The organism is Pseudomonas sp. NPDC089428, from assembly GCF_044749325.1.
In the GTDB taxonomy this organism is placed as follows: Bacteria; Pseudomonadota; Gammaproteobacteria; order Pseudomonadales; family Pseudomonadaceae; genus Aquipseudomonas.
Window position 1 is genome coordinate 137378 of record NZ_JBIVHT010000011.1, and the last position, 17326, is coordinate 154703.

The 17326-nt window shown below is 64.1% G+C and carries 11 protein-coding genes, 4 tRNA genes and 1 pseudogene; 7 read left to right on the forward strand and 9 right to left on the reverse strand.

The window, feature by feature from the left end:
- Positions 1–56: 56 nt before the first annotated feature.
- Positions 57–4067 carry a molybdopterin-dependent oxidoreductase gene (locus ACIPZ5_RS19995; protein WP_400810262.1) on the reverse strand — a complete coding sequence of 1337 codons (4011 nt, stop codon included), beginning with the start codon at positions 4065–4067 and terminating at the stop codon, positions 57–59.
- A 337-nt stretch (positions 4068–4404) separates the two neighbouring features.
- Between ACIPZ5_RS19995 and map the strand changes: the two genes are divergently transcribed.
- Positions 4405–5181, forward strand: coding sequence for a type I methionyl aminopeptidase (map, locus tag ACIPZ5_RS20000; RefSeq protein ID WP_343598902.1), 777 nt, complete (start codon positions 4405–4407; stop codon positions 5179–5181).
- A 79-nt stretch (positions 5182–5260) separates the two neighbouring features.
- Here the strand turns inward: map and ACIPZ5_RS20005 are convergent.
- The 4 genes from ACIPZ5_RS20005 to ACIPZ5_RS20020 all read right to left on the reverse strand — a co-directional run bounded on the left by ACIPZ5_RS20005 (position 5261) and on the right by ACIPZ5_RS20020 (position 5762).
- Positions 5261–5337, reverse strand: a tRNA-Asp gene (locus tag ACIPZ5_RS20005).
- 13 nt (positions 5338–5350) lie between these two features.
- A tRNA-Val gene (locus tag ACIPZ5_RS20010) sits at positions 5351–5426 on the reverse strand.
- Between the two features lie 170 nt (positions 5427–5596).
- Positions 5597–5673: transfer RNA gene (locus ACIPZ5_RS20015), tRNA-Asp, on the reverse strand.
- 13 nt (positions 5674–5686) lie between these two features.
- A tRNA-Val gene (locus tag ACIPZ5_RS20020) sits at positions 5687–5762 on the reverse strand.
- A 216-nt stretch (positions 5763–5978) separates the two neighbouring features.
- On the opposite strand from ACIPZ5_RS20020, the gene rdgC reads away from it, so the two are divergent.
- The 3 genes from rdgC to sugE all read left to right on the forward strand — a co-directional run bounded on the left by rdgC (position 5979) and on the right by sugE (position 8601).
- Positions 5979–6899 (forward strand): recombination-associated protein RdgC, encoded by a 921-nt coding sequence (gene rdgC, locus ACIPZ5_RS20025; RefSeq protein WP_261941195.1) that lies wholly within the window; start codon positions 5979–5981, stop codon positions 6897–6899.
- Between the two features lie 187 nt (positions 6900–7086).
- Positions 7087–8052 (forward strand): bile acid:sodium symporter family protein, encoded by a 966-nt coding sequence (locus tag ACIPZ5_RS20030; protein WP_343598900.1) that lies wholly within the window; start codon positions 7087–7089, stop codon positions 8050–8052.
- A gap of 231 nt (positions 8053–8283) precedes the next feature.
- A complete protein-coding gene (gene sugE / locus ACIPZ5_RS20035; protein WP_085675375.1) occupies positions 8284–8601 on the forward strand; it encodes a quaternary ammonium compound efflux SMR transporter SugE in 318 nt (105 codons plus the stop codon).
- 9 nt (positions 8602–8610) lie between these two features.
- Here sugE and ACIPZ5_RS20040 read toward each other — a convergent pair whose 3' ends face one another.
- A complete protein-coding gene (locus tag ACIPZ5_RS20040; RefSeq protein ID WP_400810264.1) occupies positions 8611–10488 on the reverse strand; it encodes a 1-acyl-sn-glycerol-3-phosphate acyltransferase in 1878 nt (625 codons plus the stop codon).
- Positions 10489–10754: 266 nt separating this feature from the next.
- Here ACIPZ5_RS20040 and ACIPZ5_RS20045 point away from each other — a divergent pair.
- Positions 10755–11819: pseudogene (locus ACIPZ5_RS20045) on the forward strand (methyl-accepting chemotaxis protein); the annotation flags it as partial.
- Entirely contained in the window at positions 11811–12674 is an 864-nt protein-coding gene (locus ACIPZ5_RS20050; RefSeq protein ID WP_400810274.1) for a methyl-accepting chemotaxis protein, read from the forward strand. The pseudogene ACIPZ5_RS20045 and the gene ACIPZ5_RS20050, both read left to right, overlap by 9 nt.
- Before the next feature lie 213 nt (positions 12675–12887).
- On the opposite strand, the gene ACIPZ5_RS20055 is transcribed toward ACIPZ5_RS20050, so the two are convergent.
- The 3 genes from ACIPZ5_RS20055 to ACIPZ5_RS20065 all read right to left on the reverse strand — a co-directional run bounded on the left by ACIPZ5_RS20055 (position 12888) and on the right by ACIPZ5_RS20065 (position 15888).
- A complete protein-coding gene (locus ACIPZ5_RS20055) occupies positions 12888–13721 on the reverse strand; it encodes an amidohydrolase family protein (protein ID WP_400810266.1) in 834 nt (277 codons plus the stop codon).
- Positions 13722–13742: 21 nt separating this feature from the next.
- On the reverse strand, positions 13743–15017 hold the full coding sequence (locus ACIPZ5_RS20060) for an MFS transporter (protein ID WP_261941200.1): 1275 nt from the start codon (positions 15015–15017) through the stop codon (positions 13743–13745).
- Between the two features lie 139 nt (positions 15018–15156).
- Positions 15157–15888, reverse strand: a complete 732-nt coding sequence (locus tag ACIPZ5_RS20065) for a GntR family transcriptional regulator (protein WP_343598889.1) — start codon at positions 15886–15888, stop codon at positions 15157–15159.
- A 150-nt stretch (positions 15889–16038) separates the two neighbouring features.
- Between ACIPZ5_RS20065 and ACIPZ5_RS20070 the strand changes: the two genes are divergently transcribed.
- Positions 16039–17217: an MFS transporter gene (locus ACIPZ5_RS20070; RefSeq protein WP_400810267.1), complete on the forward strand. Its 1179-nt coding sequence runs from the start codon at positions 16039–16041 to the stop codon at positions 17215–17217.
- Positions 17218–17326 lie beyond the last annotated feature (109 nt).

Here is a 17326-nt window from a genome sequence, read left to right on the forward strand (position 1 = left end):
AAGGCCGGTAGAGCCGATGCACTTTACAAGTGCAGCGCTCACCATCCTGGAGCACATCAATACACATCACGCCGATACCGCCTGGCCTTGCTCAACGTCTGGACATAGGCATCGGCATCCACGCCGCCATGCACCGCAATGACCTCACGCAACGCCGCATCCACATCCTTGGCCATACGCTGGGCATCGCCACAGACATAGAAATACGCCCCTGCCTCCAGCCACTGCCACAGCTGTGCGCCCTGCTCGAGCATGCGCTGCTGCACATAGATCTTCTCGGCCTGGTCCCGCGAAAATGCCGTGTCCAGGCGCAGGTGCCCGCTCGCCTGCCAGGCCTGAAGCTGTTCCTGATAGTAGAAATCCGTGGCCGCATACTGCTCGCCGAAGAACAGCCAGTTTTTACCTTTGGCACCGCACATCTCGCGCTCTTCGAGGAAGGCACGGAAAGGCGCGATACCCGTGCCGGGACCGACCATGATCACCGGCACGTCGTCATCTTCAGGCAGGCGAAAGTGCTTCGAGGCCTGCGGGAAGATCGCCACCTTCAGCCCCTGCGCGCGGTCAGCCAGGAACGTTGAACAAACCCCTTTGCGCTCGCCATAGCGTACGGTGGATACGGTCAGGTGCACCTGCTCCGGATGCGCCAACAGGCTGGAACTGATCGAATACAGCCGCGGCTGCAACGGCTTGAGCAAGTCCAGCCAGGTAGCCAACGGCAAGCGCTGAGGGAACGCGCGCAGCACATCGACCAACTGCCGCCCCCACAGCCACTCCTGCAGTTCGGCCTTGCATTCAGACAGCAGCAGGCGCTGCAGGTCCCCAGCATGGCCGCTGAACACCTGCAGTTGCTGCGGGGTAACCTTGGCGATTTCCAAGTGCGTTTCCAGGGCCTCGGCCAGCGGCATCGCCAGCTGCCCCTTCAACTCCACCATTTGCTTGCCATCAAGCTGCATCAGCGTCAGCAGTTCCTCGACCAATGCCGGGCAGTTGCGCGGCCATACGCCCAAGGCATCACCGGCGACGTAGGTGAAGCCGCTGCCGGACAGGTCGAACACCAGTTGGCGGGTTTCCTTGCTGGCACCCGGGCCGTTGAGCAGGTGATTTTCCAGCAGCGGGGCCGACCACGGTCGCTGCTTGCTGTAGCGCGCGACTGGCGCCGGTTCGCTGACCGGTGCTGGTGAGCCGGCGCTGGCGAGCTCCGGCAGCAGGGCTTCGAGCCACCCGGCGAAGGCCTCATCGAAATCCGGTTCGCAATCGACCCGCTGCAACAAGCGGCGCCCACCCAGTTCGGTCAGGCGCTGGTCGAGCTTGCGGCCAAAACCGCAGAACTGGTCGTAGCTGGAATCGCCCAGGGCCAGTACGGCGTATGGCAGCTGCGCGCAGCAGGCGCCTTGTTCGCCTTGCAGCGCCTGCCAGAACGCCGTGGCGCTGTCAGGCGCGTCACCGTCGCCGAAGGTGCTGGTGATCAGTACCACACTGGCGGCGCCTTGCAGCTGGCTGGGACTGACCGCGTCCATGCAACTGAGCTGCACCTCAAGACCGGCACTGCGCAGGCGTTCGGCACAACGCTCGGCAAGCGCTTCGCCATTACCCGTCTGCGAAGCCCACAGCACCTGGTGGCGCGGCACTGGGATGGCCGGTGCGGCGGCTGGCTGCGCGAACAAACCGGCCAGCAAGCCATCGACGAACAACCGCCGATGTGCGGCCAACGGCGCACTGGCCGGCAAGCTGGGCACGCCCTCGGCACGCGCCTGGTCGAGGCCGAGCAAAAAGCCCTGCAGATAATGACGCTCGTCATCGGCCAACACCGGGGCTGGCAGGGTGTCCAGGCCAAGCAGGCGGGACAGGGTCGCGGTCGGCATGCGCGCAGGCTCCGGAATAGTAGTGTTCAGCTCAAGGGCATCGATACGCTCGCCAGCGACCCGCTCCAGGGCCACGGCGCAATGTTTGAACGCTGGCTGCAGCGACAGTGGGTCGACTTCATCGCAGGTCACGGCATTGATCGCCAGTTGCTCGCCGATCAGGTCGTTCCAGTGGAACGGGGCAAAGCAGTTGCCGGGCATGACCCGGTCGCTGAGGCGTGCCGGCAACACGGCCTGACCGCGACGCGAGCGAATGGCGACCTGGTCCTTGTCGGCGATGCCCAGACGGGCAGCATCCTCGGGGTGGATTTCGACAAAGGGGCCAGGCTCCAGCTTGTTCAGCGCCGGCACCTTGCCGGTCTTGGTCAGGGTGTGCCACTGGTGCTGTACACGGCCGGTATTGAGCACCAGCGGGTAGTCGGCGTCCGGCAGCTCGGGCGCTGGCAGCCAGGGCCGGGCGTAGAAACGCGCCTTTCCGCTGGCGGTGGGGAATGCCAGGGCAGGCGCCTGGCCCTCGGCATCGCGCAATCGGTGCTGGCTGCTGCCGTCGTTGAGGTAACGCAGCGGGCTGCGGTCATCTTCGCGGCCCGGCGCGCAGGGCCACTGCCGTGGGCTGTGGCGCAACTGTTGATAGCCAATGCCGCGCAGGTCGTAGCCGGTGGCCGGGTTCCAGAAGCGCCGGATCTCGTCGTACACCGCCTCGGCGTCGGGGTAGTCGAAGGCCTCGGCGTAGCCCATGGCACAGGCGACCCGGGCGATGATCTGCCAGTCCGCCAGGCTTTGACCGGGCGCCTGGACCGCGCGCGGCATCAGCGTCAGGTTGCGCTCGCTGTTGATCATCACGCCCTCGCCTTCGGCCCACAACGCGGCGGGCAGGAGGATATCGGCGTAGCGGTTGGTCTCGGTGTCGAGGAAGGCATCCTGGGTGATCACCAGTTCGGCCTGACGCAGGCCGTCGATCACCTGCTGGCGGTTGGCGACGCTGGCCACCGGGTTGCTGCAGATCACCCAGCAGGCTTTCACCTCGCCGGCCTTCATCTGTTCGAACAGCGCGATCGTGCCCTCGCCGCCTTCGCTGCGCAGGCTGCCCGGTTGCAGCTGCCATTGTGCCTCGACGAAGGCGCGGTCAGCCGCCACCAGCGCCGAACGCTGGCCCGGCAGGCCCGGGCCCATGTAGCCCATCTCGCGGCCGCCCATGGCATTGGGCTGGCCGGTCAGCGAAAAAGGCCCGCTGCCCGGGCGGCAGATGGCGCCGGTGGCCAGGTGCAGGTTGCACAGGGCGTTGCTGTGCCAGGTGCCGTGGACGCTCTGGTTGAGGCCCATGGTCCAGCAACTCATCCACTCCCCGGCAGTGCCGATCCATTCGGCGGCCTGGCGGATGTCGGCTTCGCTCAGGCCGGTCAGGGCGGCCACACGCGCCGGCGTGTAATCGTCGAGGAAAGCCGGCAGCTCGTCCCAGCCTTCGGTGTGACGGGCGATGAAGTCAGGATCGGTATGGCCGTTGTGGTGCAGCAGGTGCAGCAGGCCGTTGAGCAAGGCCATGTCAGTGCCGGGGCGCACCTGCAGGAACAGATCGGCCTTGTCGGCGGTGGCGGTGCGCCGCGGATCGACAACGATCAGCCGGGCGCCAGCCTTGACCCGGTCGAGCAAGCGCAAGAACAGGATCGGGTGGCAGTCCGCCATGTTCGCGCCAATGACCAGGAACACATCGGCGCGGTCGAAATCCTGGTAGCTGCCGGGCGGGCCATCGGCGCCGAGCGACATTTTGTAGCCGCTGCCGGCGCTGGCCATGCACAGCCGCGAGTTGGACTCGATATGGCGGGTACGGATATAGCCCTTGGCCAGTTTATTGGCCAGGTACTGGGCCTCCAGCGACATCTGCCCGGACACATACAGCGCCACCGCGTCCGCGCCGTGCTGGTCGATGATGCCGCGCAAGCGCTCGCCGGCCTGGGCAATGGCCTGGTCCATGCTGCTGCGTGCTGGCGGCAGGCTGCGGTGTTGGCGCACGTAGGCGTCCTCCATGCGCCCGGCCGCGGTCAGTGGCAGGTGGGCGGTGAGGCCTTTGGTGCACAAGCGGCCGAAGTTGCTGGGGTGCTGCTTGTCGCCACTGATCTTGCTGACCTTGCCGTCAGCGACGCTCATGACGATGCCGCAACCGACGCCACAGTAGGGGCAAACGCTGCGTACTTCGCGGGTGGTCATGGGCGGTCTCCCCTTTCAGGAACGCAAAAGGCGCCGGCTGCCCGGGCTTGCAAAGCAAGCGGGGCAACACGGCGCCTTTGTCGTGAGTTGATTGGGCTATCGACGTTGATCGCCCTGGATAGTGGTCATTCAGCAATTAGTGGGCCAGCTGTGCCGGCCTCTTCGCGGGTAAACCCGCTCCCACAGGACCGCTACAGGTTTGAAGACTGCGCAGTACCTGTGGGAGCGGGTTTACCCGCGAAGCGGCCGGCACAGGCAGCGCACCACGCGGTGGCAAGCAAGCCATCCATGGCGCTATGCTGGGGCAATTTCCAGCAAGAGCTACAGCCCGCATTCCATGGCCAAGGTGATCCTCAAGACCCCCGCTCAAATCGCACTGATGCGCAACGCCGGCCAGCTGTTGGCCCAGGTGTTCGCCGACCTCGACCGCTTCATCCGCCCCGGCGTGACCACGATGCAAATCAACGACCGCGCCGAGGCGTTCATCGTCGACACCCTCAAGGCCCGCCCGGCCAGCAAGGGCCAGTACGGTTTCCCCTACTCGCTCAATACTTCGGTTGACCATGTGGTCTGCCACGGTATCCCCAAGGTCGATGAAGTATTGAAGGAAGGCTCGATCATCAACGTCGACATCACCCTGGAACAGGGCGGTTACATTGCCGACTCGTCGAAGATGTACAGCATCGGGCCGATCAGCGAGGACGCGCAGCGTTTGGTCGATACCACCTACGCCGCGCTGTGGGAAGGCATCGCGCAGGTACGCCCGGGGGCGACGCTGGGCGATATCGGCCACGCCATCCAGGCCCATGCCGAAGCGGCGGGCTATAGCGTGGTACGCGAGTACTGCGGCCATGGCATCGGCCAGCAGATGCACGAAGGGCCCGAAATACTGCATTTCGGTATGCGCGGCATGGGCATGAAGTTGCAGCCGGGGATGGTGTTCACCATCGAACCGATGATCAACCAGGGTGGGCGCGGGACGCGGACATTGAAGGATGGCTGGACGGTGATTACCCGGGACCACTGCCTGTCGGCGCAATGGGAGCATACCGTGGCAGTGACCGAGGATGGGGTCGAGGTGCTGACGTTGCGCGAAGAAGAGCGCAACCGGTAAGACCAGAAACAAAAAAAGCGACCCTAAGGTCGCTTTCTTTGTGGCTTCCGGGTGTTCAGTGGGCCCTGGAAGCGGAATATGGCGCAGCGGACGGGACTCGAACCCGCGACCCCCGGCGTGACAGGCCGGTATTCTAACCGACTGAACTACCGCTGCGCTAATCAACGAGTGGTGGGTGATGACGGGATCGAACCGCCGACCCTCTGCTTGTAAGGCAGATGCTCTCCCGGCTGAGCTAATCACCCATTCGTCTCGGTGAGGCGCGCATTCTACGGACGTTCCAGCAGCCTGGCAAGCCATTGATGCAACTTTTTCGCTAAAATTATCAATCGCGAATTTCGGGCACAAAAAAAGCGACCCTAAGGTCGCTTTCTTTGTTACTTCCGGGTGTTCAGTGGGCCCTGGAAGTGGAATATGGCGCAGCGGACGGGACTCGAACCCGCGACCCCCGGCGTGACAGGCCGGTATTCTAACCGACTGAACTACCGCTGCGCTATACATCGAGTGGTGGGTGATGACGGGATCGAACCGCCGACCCTCTGCTTGTAAGGCAGATGCTCTCCCGGCTGAGCTAATCACCCTTCGTCTCGGTGTGGCGCGCATTCTACGGAGGGCCCGTTACCCTGGCAAGCACTTTTTCAACTTTTTTCAAAAAAAACCCCAGGCCTTTCAACGACCTAGCGCAGCCAGGGGTTTTCTTGCCTTATATGGCCCTGGTGGCCCTCTGACAGGGTTGGCCTGGGACCACTGCTCGGAGAATAATGCCCGCCTTATGCATTAAGGAGAGATTCCCCCTCATGTGGTTCAAGAACCTGCTGTCCTACCGCCTGACCCAGGAAGTACCGTTCGAGCCTGAAGCGCTGGAAGCTGCGCTGGCCTCCAAGCCGGCCCGCCCCTGCGCCAGCCAGGAGCTGACCACCTACGGTTTCATCGCGCCGTTCGGCAAGGGCGAAGACGCTCCTCTGGTGCACGTCAGCGGCGAGTTCCTGCTGATTGCCGCGCGCAAGGAAGAGCGCATCCTGCCCAGCAGCGTGGTCAACGATGCGGTGAAGGAAAAGGTCGAAGAGATCGAGACCGAGCAAATGCGCAAGGTCTACAAAAAAGAGCGCGACCAGATCAAGGACGAGATCATCCAGGCCTTCCTGCCACGCGCATTCATTCGCCGCTCGATGATCTTCGCCGCCATCGCCCCGCGCCTGGGCATGATCCTGGTCAACTCGGCCAGCGCCAAGCGTGCCGAAGACCTGCTGTCGACCCTGCGCGAGGTGATGGGTTCGCTGCCGGTACGCCCGGCCACGGTGAAGATCGCACCAGCCGCGACCATGACGGACTGGGTCAAGTCGCAACAGGCTGCCGAAGGCTTCTATGTGCTGGACGAGTGCGAGCTGCGTGACACCGCCGAAGACGGCGGCATCGTGCGCTGCAAGCGCCAGGACCTGACCAGCGAGGAAATCCAGCTGCACCTGAGCACTGGCAAGGTGGTCACCCAGCTGGCCCTGGCCTGGCAGGACAAGTTGTCGTTCGTGCTCGACGACAAGATGGTGATCAAGCGCCTGAAGTTCGAAGAGCTGCTGCAGGAGCAGGCCGAACAGGACGGTGGCGATGAAGCCGCGCAACAGTTCGATGCCAGCTTCCAGCTGATGATGATGACCTTTGCCGAGTTCCTGCCGGCGCTGTTCGAAGTGCTCGGTGGCGAAGAGATTCCGCAAGGGGTCTGATGTGATTTGAAAGACCGGTGCTGGCCTGATGTTCAGTTTTAGCCAGTGCCGGCCCTTTCGCGGGACAAGCCCGCTCCCACAGGTACTCCACAGAATCTGAAAACTGTGGGGTACCTGTGGGAGCGGGCTTGTCCCGCGAAGGGGCCAGTGAAATTCAGATAGCTATAACTAGAAAAGGAATTGCCCCATGCGCGCCCTCGCCGCCCTCAGCCGCTTCGTCGGCAACACCTTCGCCCTGTGGGTGCTGGTGTTCGCCGTGCTGGCCTTCCTGATGCCCCAGTGGTTCATCGCCCTCAAGGTCGCCATCGTGCCGCTGCTGGGCCTGGTGATGTTCGGCATGGGCCTGACCCTCAAGCTCGACGACTTCGCCGCCCTCGCCCGCCAGCCTTGGCGTGTGGCCCTCGGCGTGGTGGCGCATTTCGTGATCATGCCGGGCATGGCATGGCTGTTGTGCCAGCTGTTCCACCTGCCGGCGGAAATTGCCGTGGGCGTGATCCTGGTCGGTTGCTGCCCGAGCGGTACGGCGTCGAACGTGATGGTCTGGCTGTCCAAGGGCGACCTGGCGCTGGCAGTGGCGATCGCTGCGGTCACAACCTTGCTCGCCCCGCTGCTGACACCGGCGCTGATCTGGTTCCTCGCCTCCGCCTGGCTGCCGGTGTCCTTCATGGACATGTTCTGGTCGATCCTGCAGCTGGTGATGCTGCCGATCGTGCTCGGCGTGCTGGCGCAACGCTTGCTGGGTGCACGGGTGCAGACGGCGGTGCAGGTGCTGCCGCTGGTGTCGGTGGTGAGCATCGTGATGATCGTCTGCGCGGTGGTGGCGGCCAGCCAGGCCAAAATCGCCGAATCGGGGCTGCTGATCATGGCGGTGGTGGTGCTGCACAACACCTTCGGCTATCTGCTGGGCTACCTGACCGGCCGGCTCTGCAAGCTGCCGCTGGCCCAGCGCAAGTCGCTGGCGCTGGAGGTCGGCATGCAGAACTCGGGGCTGGGGGCGGCGCTGGCGGCAGCGCACTTCTCGCCGCTAGCGGCGGTGCCGAGCGCGCTGTTCAGTGTCTGGCACAACATTTCCGGGGCGCTGCTATCGACCTGGTTCCGCCGGATGGAGGAACCATCGGTAGAAGCACAAGGTGTTGAGCCGGCCCGACATTGATGTCGCCTGCCCTGGCCTCTTCGCGGGCCAAGCCCGCTCCCACAGGATCAACTCAGGCCTGAAGGCTGCGCATTACCTGTGGGCGCGGGCTTGGCCCGCGAAAGAGCCGGCACAGGCTTGCCCGCAAAGCTGCTGGTGTGCACCATAGTGCCCACAGTGAGGACGACCTCACGACGCACCGCGTGACCATCCCGGGGACGGCCCCATCTTTCGCAACGATGGAGACGCATCATGTCCTGGATCATCCTGTTCTTCGCCGGCCTGTTCGAGGTCGGCTGGGCCGTCGGCTTGAAGTACACCGACGGCTTCAGCAAACCCCTCCCGACCGCGCTCACCGTCGCCGCCATGGCCATCAGCCTGGGCCTGCTGGGCCTGGCCATGAAGGAACTGCCGTTGGGCACCGCCTATGCCATCTGGACCGGCGTCGGCGCCGTCGGCACGGTGATCGCCGGGATCATCCTGTTCGGCGAGTCGATGGCCCTGGTGCGGCTGGTCAGCGTGGCGCTGATCGTTACCGGCCTGGTCGGCCTGAAAGTCAGCGCCAGCTGATCCCCTCCCTTAGCGCAGGCCACCGCGCAAGCGGCTGACCTGCTCACGCAAGGCGTCTGGCTGCGCCGCCTCCACCGGGATGGCGGCGCCTGCCACGATGGTCACCCGCGACCACAGGCGCTTGAAAAAGCCCTTGGCCGGGTCGCGGCTGAAGAAGCTCCCCCACAAGCCCTGCAGCGCCAGGGGAATCACTGGCACCGGGGTTTCTTCGAGGATGCGGCTGACGCCCCCCTTGAACACATCGATTTCACCGTCGCCGGTCAGCTTGCCCTCCGGGAAGATGCACACCAGTTCACCGTCCGCCAGGTACTCGGCAATACGGGCGAAGGCACGCTCGTAGGTGGCCTGGTCTTCGCTGCGCCCGGCAATCGGAATGGCGCCCGCCGTGCGGAACACGAAGTTGAGCACTGGCAGGTTGTAGATCTTGTAGTACATGACAAAGCGAATCGGCCGGCGGATCGCCCCGCCCAGCAGCAGCGCATCGACGAACGACACGTGGTTGCACACCAGCAGCGCCGCGCCTTCATCGGGGATGCGCTCAAGGTCGCGGTGTTGCACGCGGTACATCGAGTGGCTGAGCAGCCAGATCAGGAAGCGCATGGTGAACTCGGGCACGATCCTGAAGATGTAGGCATTGACCAGCACGTTCAGCAGCGACACCACCAGGAACAGCTGCGGGATGCTCAGCTTGAACACACTCAGCAGGACAATGGTGAAGATCGCCGAGACCACCATGAACAGGGCATTGAGGATATTGTTGGAAGCGATCACCCGGGCCCGCTGATCCTCGGCAGTGCGCGCCTGGATCAGGGCGTACAGCGGCACGATGTAGAAGCCGCCGAACACACCCAGGCCGACGATCGACAGCAGGATCCACCAGGCCTGGTGCATGCCCAGCAGCGCCAGCCAGTCGTGCGCTACAGCGCCAGCCGGCACATCGCCGGAATGCCACCACCAGAGCAGGCCGAACAGGGTAAGGCCGAACGAGCCGAACGGCACCAGGCCGATTTCCACCTTGCGCCCACTGAGGCGTTCGCACAGCAGCGAACCGAGGGCGATGCCCACCGAGAACAGGGTCAGCACCAGGGTCACTGCGGTCTCGTCACCGTGCAGCCATTCTTGGGCGTAGGTCGGAATCTGCGTCAGGTAGATGGCGCCGACGAACCAGAACCACGAGTTGCCGACGATCGAACGCGACACTGCCGGGGTCTGCCCCAGGCCCATGCGCAGGATCACCCACGACTGCTTGAAGATGTTCCAGTCCAGCGCCATCTGCGGCGACGCGGCCGCAGCCCGTGGGATCCAGCGGCTGGCCAGGTAGCCCAGCACGGCGGTACCGACCACGCCACCGGCCACCACCGTGGCATAGCTGTCGGTGGCCATCATCACCCCGGCACCGATGGTGCCGACCAGGATGGCGAGGAAGGTGCCCATCTCGACCAGGCCGTTACCACCCACCAGCTCTTCTTCGCGCAAAGCCTGGGGCAGGATCGAGTACTTCACCGGGCCGAACAGCGCCGAGTGGGTGCCCATGCCGAACAAGGCCAGCAGCATCAGTGTGAGGTGGTTGGTAACGAAGCCAATGGCGCCGACCGCCATGATGGCGATTTCGGCCAGCTTGATCGCGCGGATCAGCGCGTCCTTGGCGAACTTCTCGCCGAACTGCCCGCCCAGTGCCGAGAACAGGAAGAAAGGCAGGATGAACAGCAACGCGCAGAGGTTGACCCAGATCGAACGGTCACCGTCGCCCAGGCTGAGCTTGAACAGGATCGCCAGGATCAGCGATTGCTTGAACAGGTTGTCGTTGAAGGCACCCAGCAACTGGGTGACGAAGAACGGCAGGAAACGCCGCTTGCCGAGCAAGGTGAATTGCGAGGGGTGACTCATCGTCCTTGTTCCTGAGTGTCTTTTGTCATTGGAGGCACGCAGAGCGCTGCAAGCCACAAATCTGCATGGGAAAGCCTTGGACTGGCAAGCGACACCGGACGACTCGGGAACCAGCGCACAGTTTGATATCACCGTGACACCAATTTCATCAAAAGCACTGTTCAGATTTTGTTACACGCGCCGATAATTCATATAGATGACTATATCTGACAGAAGGAACAGACCTCAGGTCTCCTCCAACGCATAAGAAAAGGAGCTCGGCAGTAATGTTTACCTGGTTCGGCGACCTCAAGATCGCCCACAAACTCTTCCTCGGTTTCGGCCTGGTGCTGTGCCTGACATTGGCGCAATCGTTGATCAGCTGGGATGGCCTGGGCAACCTGGTGCGGCGCAGCGAGGTGGTGAGCGATGTTTCGCGCCTCAACGATGCCCTGGGCGACTTGCGCGAAGCGCGCCTGCGTCACGCCATGGCCAATGGTGCGCCCGCCGAAAGCAAACAGTTGCAGGCCGCGCTGGAGGCGTTCAAGCCCACGTTGGCCAAGCTGCGCGAAGTGATGATCAGGGCGCAGAGCCAGGCGCTGATCGATACCGCCGACCAGGCACTGCAGGGCTACAGCGCCAACCAGGCCGCCAGTTTCCGTGCCTATGAAAAGATGCGCGCAGCGCAGAAGGAAATGGGTGTGCTGGCCACCCAGTCGTTCGCCAGCATCGAGCAGATTCGCAACCAGGTACGTGCCTTGCCCGACGCCGAGCAGCGATTTGTGCGTAGCGAGGCGATCAACCAGATCCGCGAAAACCTGATTCTGCTGCGCTACCACGTTCGCGGCTACACGGGTAACACCAACGCCGAGACCGAAAAGCTGATGAACTCCCAGATCGCCACCACGGTGAACGATCTGCCTGGGCTGGTCGCTCGCTTCAATGGCAACTTCCCACAGCAGTTCCAGCAACTGCAGCAGCAAGTACAGGCTTATGCCGCGGCTGTCGAAGCGTTCCGTGGCGAGGTCAGCAACCTGGTCGGCTACCGCGCGGCCATGGCCAAGGACATCGAAACCCTCAACGGCGTCATTGGCCAACTGCTCGATGACCAGGCCATGCTGGTCGCCAAAGACAGCCATTTCGCCAGAACCCTGCAAATTGCCACCACCCTGCTCGCCTTGCTGATCGGTGCCCTGGCGGCCGTGGTGATTGCCCGGCAGATCAGCCAGCCGCTGCGCCAGGCACTGAGCGCCATGGAGCAGGTGGCCGCCGGTGACCTCAGCGAACAACCGGCCAGCCGCCGGCGTGACGAAGTCGGCCAGTTGCAGAACGCCCTGCAGGGCATGACCCGCAACCTGCGTGAGCTGATCGCCCAGGTGCGCGATGGCATTTCGCAGATAGCCAGCGCCACCGAGGAACTCTCGGCGATCACCGAGCAGACCAGCGCCGGCGCCAACAACCAGAAAGTGGAAACCGACCAGGTGGCCACGGCCATGCAGGAAATGGCCGCCACCGTGCACGAGGTGGCGCGCAATGCCGGCGAAGCCTCCGAGGCCGCCAGCGCCACCGACGAGGAAGCCCGTGAAGGCGACAGCGTGGTCAACCGCGCCGTGGTCCAGATCAGCCGCCTGGCCAGCCAGGTGGATGCCACTGGCGAAGCCATGGATGCCCTGCGCAGCGAAAGCCAGCGGATCGGCAAGGTCATGGACGTGATCAAGGCCGTGGCCGAGCAGACCAACCTGCTGGCGCTCAATGCCGCCATCGAAGCGGCACGGGCCGGTGAAGCTGGCCGGGGGTTTGCCGTGGTGGCCGATGAAGTGCGCAGCCTGGCACAGCGTACTCAGGCATCCACACTGGAGATCGAGTCGGCAATCAGCAGCCTTGAGGAAGGCACCCGGTCGGTGAGCGAGTTGATGGAGCAGAGCCAGAGCCTGACCGAAAGCAGCGTGGCGCTGGTGCGTGAGGCCGGGGTGGCGCTGGAGGGGATTACCCAGCGTGTGTCGGGGATCCAGCTGATGAACCAGCAGATTGCCGCGGCTTCGGAGCAGCAGAGTGCGGTGGCTGAAGAAATCAGCCGCAGCGTGGTGACGGTGCGGGATATTTCCGAACAGACCGCCGAGGCCAGTCAGCAGACTTCGGCGTCCAGCGTGGAGTTGGCGCGACTGGGTGGGCAGTTGCAGCAGATGATCAGCCGGTTCCGGTTCTGATCAAAACATGCCCCACTGCTTGTGAAGGCGGTGGGGCACCTGTGAGAGGTGTTTCACCTGTGCCGGCCCTTTCGCGGCGGTTCGACGCCTCGATAAACCCGCTCCCACATGTTACTGCACAGTGTTCAAACCCTGTGTACTACACAGTGTTCAAGCCGGTGGAGATCCTGTGGGAGCGGGTTTACCCGCGAAGAGGCCGGCACAGGCGCCACATCACTCGAAGCCGAACAGCGCCCGCGCAGTATCCACCAGCAGCGCCCGGCGCAGTTCCGCCGAGCACCCCAGGGCCTCGAACTGCTCGACCACCGTGGTAAAGCTCACGGATGACTCGTGCTGGGTATGCGGCCAGTCGCTGCCCCACATCAGCCGTTCGGCACCATAGTGCGCTTCAAGGGCCCCCAGGGCCTGACGCGCAAACGCCAGATTCTGCTCCGGCGAGCCTTCCAGCCGGTAGATGCCCGATACCTTGACCCACACCTTGCCCTTGCCGCCCAGCGTCAACAGCTCGGCAAAGCCCGGCTGCCCCAGGCCCAGCCGGGCATCGGGCCGGCCAAAGTGGTCGACCACGATATCCAGGCCATAAGGTTCGAGTGCCCGCACCAGTGCCGGAATGTCCGCCACATGACGGTGCAGTTCCAGGTGCCAGCCCTGCTCGCCGATGCGCTCCAGCAACGGCCGCCATTCGCCACCGGTCAGGTCTGGCAGGCGCTGGCCCATGAGGTTCAGGCGTACCCCCCTGACCCCAAGCCGATCCATCTGCTGCAGCGTTTCACGCTCGACGTCCCGGTCAAGCATCACCACCCCGCGCAGTTGCTCCGGCACGGTCTGCAGGGCACTGAGCAGGTAGCGGTTGTCGGTACCCAGGAAGCTGGGCTGCACCAGCACGCCATGGCTGAAACCATGAGCCAGCAACTGGCCCAGGTAATCGCCCAGCGGCGCATCGTAGCAGGGCGCGTAACGCCGCTCGCTGGCCAGGTTCAGCCCACGGCTGAACACGTGGGCATGGCTGTCGATGGCGGTCAGGTGTGAAGCAGGAACGTCGGGCATGGTTTTCACAGAACAGTCAGGTTACTTGGCGACAGCGCCAGCCATTGCCGGCGCGGGTGTGGCCTCGAGGGTGCGGCCACGGGTTTCCGGCAGGCACAGCGCGGCGAGCATGGCCACGCCGTAGGCGATGCCGGCATCGATACCGATCGCACTACCCAGCGACATGGATTCGCTCATGTGGCCCACCAGGAACGGGAACACCGCCGACAGCACGCGGCCGAAGTTGTAGCAGAAGCCGACCCCGGCACCGCGCACGTCAGCCGGGTACAGCTCGTTGAAGAACGCCCCCAGGCTCGCCGGGATGCCAGCGGCGAAGAAGCCCAGCGGGAAGCCGAGGAACAGCATCTGCGTGTTGCTCAGCGGGAAGAACACATAGGCCTGCACGGTCAGCACGCAGCACAGGGCGAACAGCAGGATGTTCTTGCGCCGGCCGATACGGTCGATCAGCAGTCCACTGACCACGCAACCACACCAGAAGGCGAAGATGATCACCGCCAGGTAGCCACCAGAGTTGAGTACCGAAAGGTTGCGTTCGGTCTTGAGGAATGTCGGCAGCCAGGTCATCACCGCGTGGTACCCCCCATGGGCACCCAGGCCCAGCAGACCGCCAAGCAAGGTCACGCGCAGCAGTTCGGGGCGGAAGATGCCGGCCATGGACTTGAAGAAGCTTCCGGGGATGGCCTTGTCTTTCTGCAGGCGCTGGAAGCTGTCCGGCTCCGGCACGTTGCGGCGCACCCAGATGATCAGCAGCGAAGGCAGCAGGCCGACGAAGAACATCACCCGCCAGGCGTACTCGGCCGGTACCAGCGAGTAGATCAGGGTGAACAGCCCCACCGCCAGGCCCCAGCCCACGGCCCAGGCACTCTGCACGGTACCCATGACCTTGCCGCGGTATTTCGGGTTGATGGTCTCGGCCATCAGCACCGCGCCGGCCGCCCACTCGCCACCGATGCCGAAGCCCTGCATGGCCTTGACGAACAGCAGTGGGTAAAAGCCGGTGACAAACGCCGAGAGGAAGGTGAAGAAGGAGAACCAGAGGATCATCCACTGCAGGGTTCGCACGCGGCCATAACGGTCCGACAGGGTGCCGCCGAGCCAGCCACCGATTGCCGAGGTAACCAGGGTCAGGCCACTGATCAAGCCGGCATCGCCCTTGGTCAGGGAGAACGCGGCGATCAGCGCGGGAATGGCCAGGCCGAACATCTGCACTTCCAGCGCATCGAGCGACCAGCCACCGAAACAGGCCCAGAACGTCTTGCGTTCCCGTGAAGTGATCTGGCGGTACCAGCTGAACATGATTGTTATCCTTCTAGTCGTGTGTGTTCCGGCCGGGCGCGCCGAAGCGTTTGGCACGCTGGCGACCGGGCAGGCGAAGCCACTGCGCCGTGGCAGAACGGCGCAGACGGGTAAAAGGCGAAGCGGCCGGGTTAACGGCTCAGCGAATGTCGACGCGGTAGCGGAAGTGCTGCGCGTGGCCGCGCGAGCGGCGCCATTCCAGAGGTTTGCCGGCGTAATCGCGGGCCAGGCGCTCGATCACCACCACCGGGCTGTCGACCGGCAGTTGCAACAAGCGGCCATGGGCCGCGTCGACCGCTTCGGCGGTCAGGGTCTCTTCAGCGTAGGCGACCACCTGGCCGCATAGTTCCTCGTAGATCGGGTACAGCAACGGGCCTTTGCTTTGCAGCTCGACGTCGAGCAGCGGCTGGAAGGTCTGGCGCGGCAGCCAGATCTCTTCGGCGAGCACCGGTTGGGCGCCGAGCAGACGGGTACGGACAATGCGAATGACCTCGGCCTCGGCGGCCAGGCCCAGGGCCTGGGCAACGGCCGAGGGTGCCGGTACCGGCTCGATGGAGAGGATGCGGCTTTCCGGCATCACCCGCTCGCCGGTGGCGCTCTCGAAGCGGAAGAAGCGGAACAGCGAAGACTGGAACTGCGGGCGACGGATGAAGGTGCCACGGCCCTGCTGGCGCTCCAGCACACCTTCAGCGACAAGCACGTCAACGGCCTTGCGCACCGTGCCGACGGACATGTCGAACTCGGTGGCCAGGGCCGCTTCGGTCGGAATGGCCTCGCCCGGGCGCCAGCGGTTGTTGGCGATCTGCTCGATCAAGTGATCGCGCAGCTGTTGATAGCGTGGCAGTCGAGCATCACCGGACAGTGGGTGCATGGGTCGGCTCTCGTCTTGTTATGTAAACATATATATGAATTTTTCCAGAGTATTCCCGGTGGCTGACGGGCTGTCAATCCTCCGCTGGTCGCCGCCGCCGGCCTCACATATCCTCAGGCTTCGGAAAACACCCACAACAAGGACGTGGCAATGCTCGCCGCCCTCAAAGGCTACCCCACCAGCGTCCGCCTGCTGCTGGCCACCACTTTCACCCTCACCGTGGCGCGTGCCATCACCCTGCCCTACCTGGTGGTCTACCTGGCCGAGAACTTTCAGCTTGCGGTCGGCCAGATCGGCCTGCTGATCGGTGGCGCGCTGATCGTTGCCTCGCTGTTGAGCCTGTATGGCGGGCACCTGGTCGATACCGTGCGCAATCACACTCTGGTCAGCGCCAGCACGCTGGTCTTTGCAATGGCCTTCGTGGCCGCCATTGCCAGCCGATCGGCGTTGCTGTTTTTCCTCTGCCTGGTGCTGATCAACCTGGCCCTGGCCGTGGTCGACATTGCCGCCAAGGCCGGCTTCTGCGCGCTGCTGCCCGTGGCGCAGCGGGCCGAGGTGTTCGCCATCAAGTACACCCTGAGCAATATCGGTTACGCCGTCGGGCCGATGCTCGGCGTCGCCATGCTCGAGTTCGATGACCACCTGCCCTTCATCGCCTCGGCGCTGACCGGCCTGGGCATGTGCCTGGCTTACTGGCGGCTCGGCGACCGTGGGTTACAGGCCAGCGCCCAGGAGCAGCAAAGTGCTGGGTTCGCCCAGGTGGCTCTGGGGCTGGCGCGCGACCGCCGGTTGGTGTGCTTTACCCTGGGGGGCGTGCTGAGCGCGGTGGTGTTCGGCCAGTTCACCGCCTACCTGTCGCAGTACCTGGTGGTGACCAGCAGCGCCAGCGAAGCAGCACGGCTGGTCGGCTACCTGGTGACCACCAACGCGGTCACGGTGATCGCCCTGCAGTACCTGATCGGCCGGCGCATCGGCCGCCAGCAGCTGATGCCCTGGCTGCTGGCCGGCATGGCGTTGTTCATTGCCGGATTGCTGGGTTTCACTATGGCCGGGTCGGTAATGGCCTGGTGCCTGGCGATGCTGGTGTTCACCCTTGGTGAGATCATCGTCATACCCGCCGAGTACATGTTCATCGACCTGATTGCCCCGGAACACCTGCGTGGGGTGTATTACGGGGCGCAGAACCTGTCCAACCTCGGGGCGGCACTGGGGCCGGTGATGGTGGGCTTTGCCCTGGGGCGGTGGTGGCCGGGGGTGATCTTCTACCTGCTGGTGATGTCGGTGATACTGGCAGGGGTGTTTTACTGGCTGGGCACCCGCAGAGGTTGAGGTTGTCACTACTGGCCTCTTCGCGGGACAAGCCCGCTCCCACAGGTTCGCTGCAGCTCTTGAGCACGGTAGTTTCCTGTGGGAGCAACTGTCTTGCTCAGTTTCTAGA

Bases quoted from the DNA above. Each gene is read 5' to 3' on its own strand.
- ACIPZ5_RS19995 (WP_400810262.1), bottom strand. From the start codon at position 4,067: ATGACCACCCGCGAAGTACGCAGCGTTTGCCCCTACTGTGGCGTCGGT.
- map (WP_343598902.1), top strand. From the start codon at position 4,405: ATGGCCAAGGTGATCCTCAAGACCCCCGCTCAAATCGCACTGATGCGC.
- rdgC (WP_261941195.1), top strand. From the start codon at position 5,979: ATGTGGTTCAAGAACCTGCTGTCCTACCGCCTGACCCAGGAAGTACCG.
- ACIPZ5_RS20030 (WP_343598900.1), top strand. From the start codon at position 7,087: ATGCGCGCCCTCGCCGCCCTCAGCCGCTTCGTCGGCAACACCTTCGCC.
- sugE (WP_085675375.1), top strand. From the start codon at position 8,284: ATGTCCTGGATCATCCTGTTCTTCGCCGGCCTGTTCGAGGTCGGCTGG.
- ACIPZ5_RS20040 (WP_400810264.1), bottom strand. From the start codon at position 10,488: ATGAGTCACCCCTCGCAATTCACCTTGCTCGGCAAGCGGCGTTTCCTG.
- ACIPZ5_RS20050 (WP_400810274.1), top strand. From the start codon at position 11,811: ATGACCCGCAACCTGCGTGAGCTGATCGCCCAGGTGCGCGATGGCATT.
- ACIPZ5_RS20055 (WP_400810266.1), bottom strand. From the start codon at position 13,721: ATGCCCGACGTTCCTGCTTCACACCTGACCGCCATCGACAGCCATGCC.
- ACIPZ5_RS20060 (WP_261941200.1), bottom strand. From the start codon at position 15,017: ATGTTCAGCTGGTACCGCCAGATCACTTCACGGGAACGCAAGACGTTC.
- ACIPZ5_RS20065 (WP_343598889.1), bottom strand. From the start codon at position 15,888: ATGCACCCACTGTCCGGTGATGCTCGACTGCCACGCTATCAACAGCTG.
- ACIPZ5_RS20070 (WP_400810267.1), top strand. From the start codon at position 16,039: ATGCTCGCCGCCCTCAAAGGCTACCCCACCAGCGTCCGCCTGCTGCTG.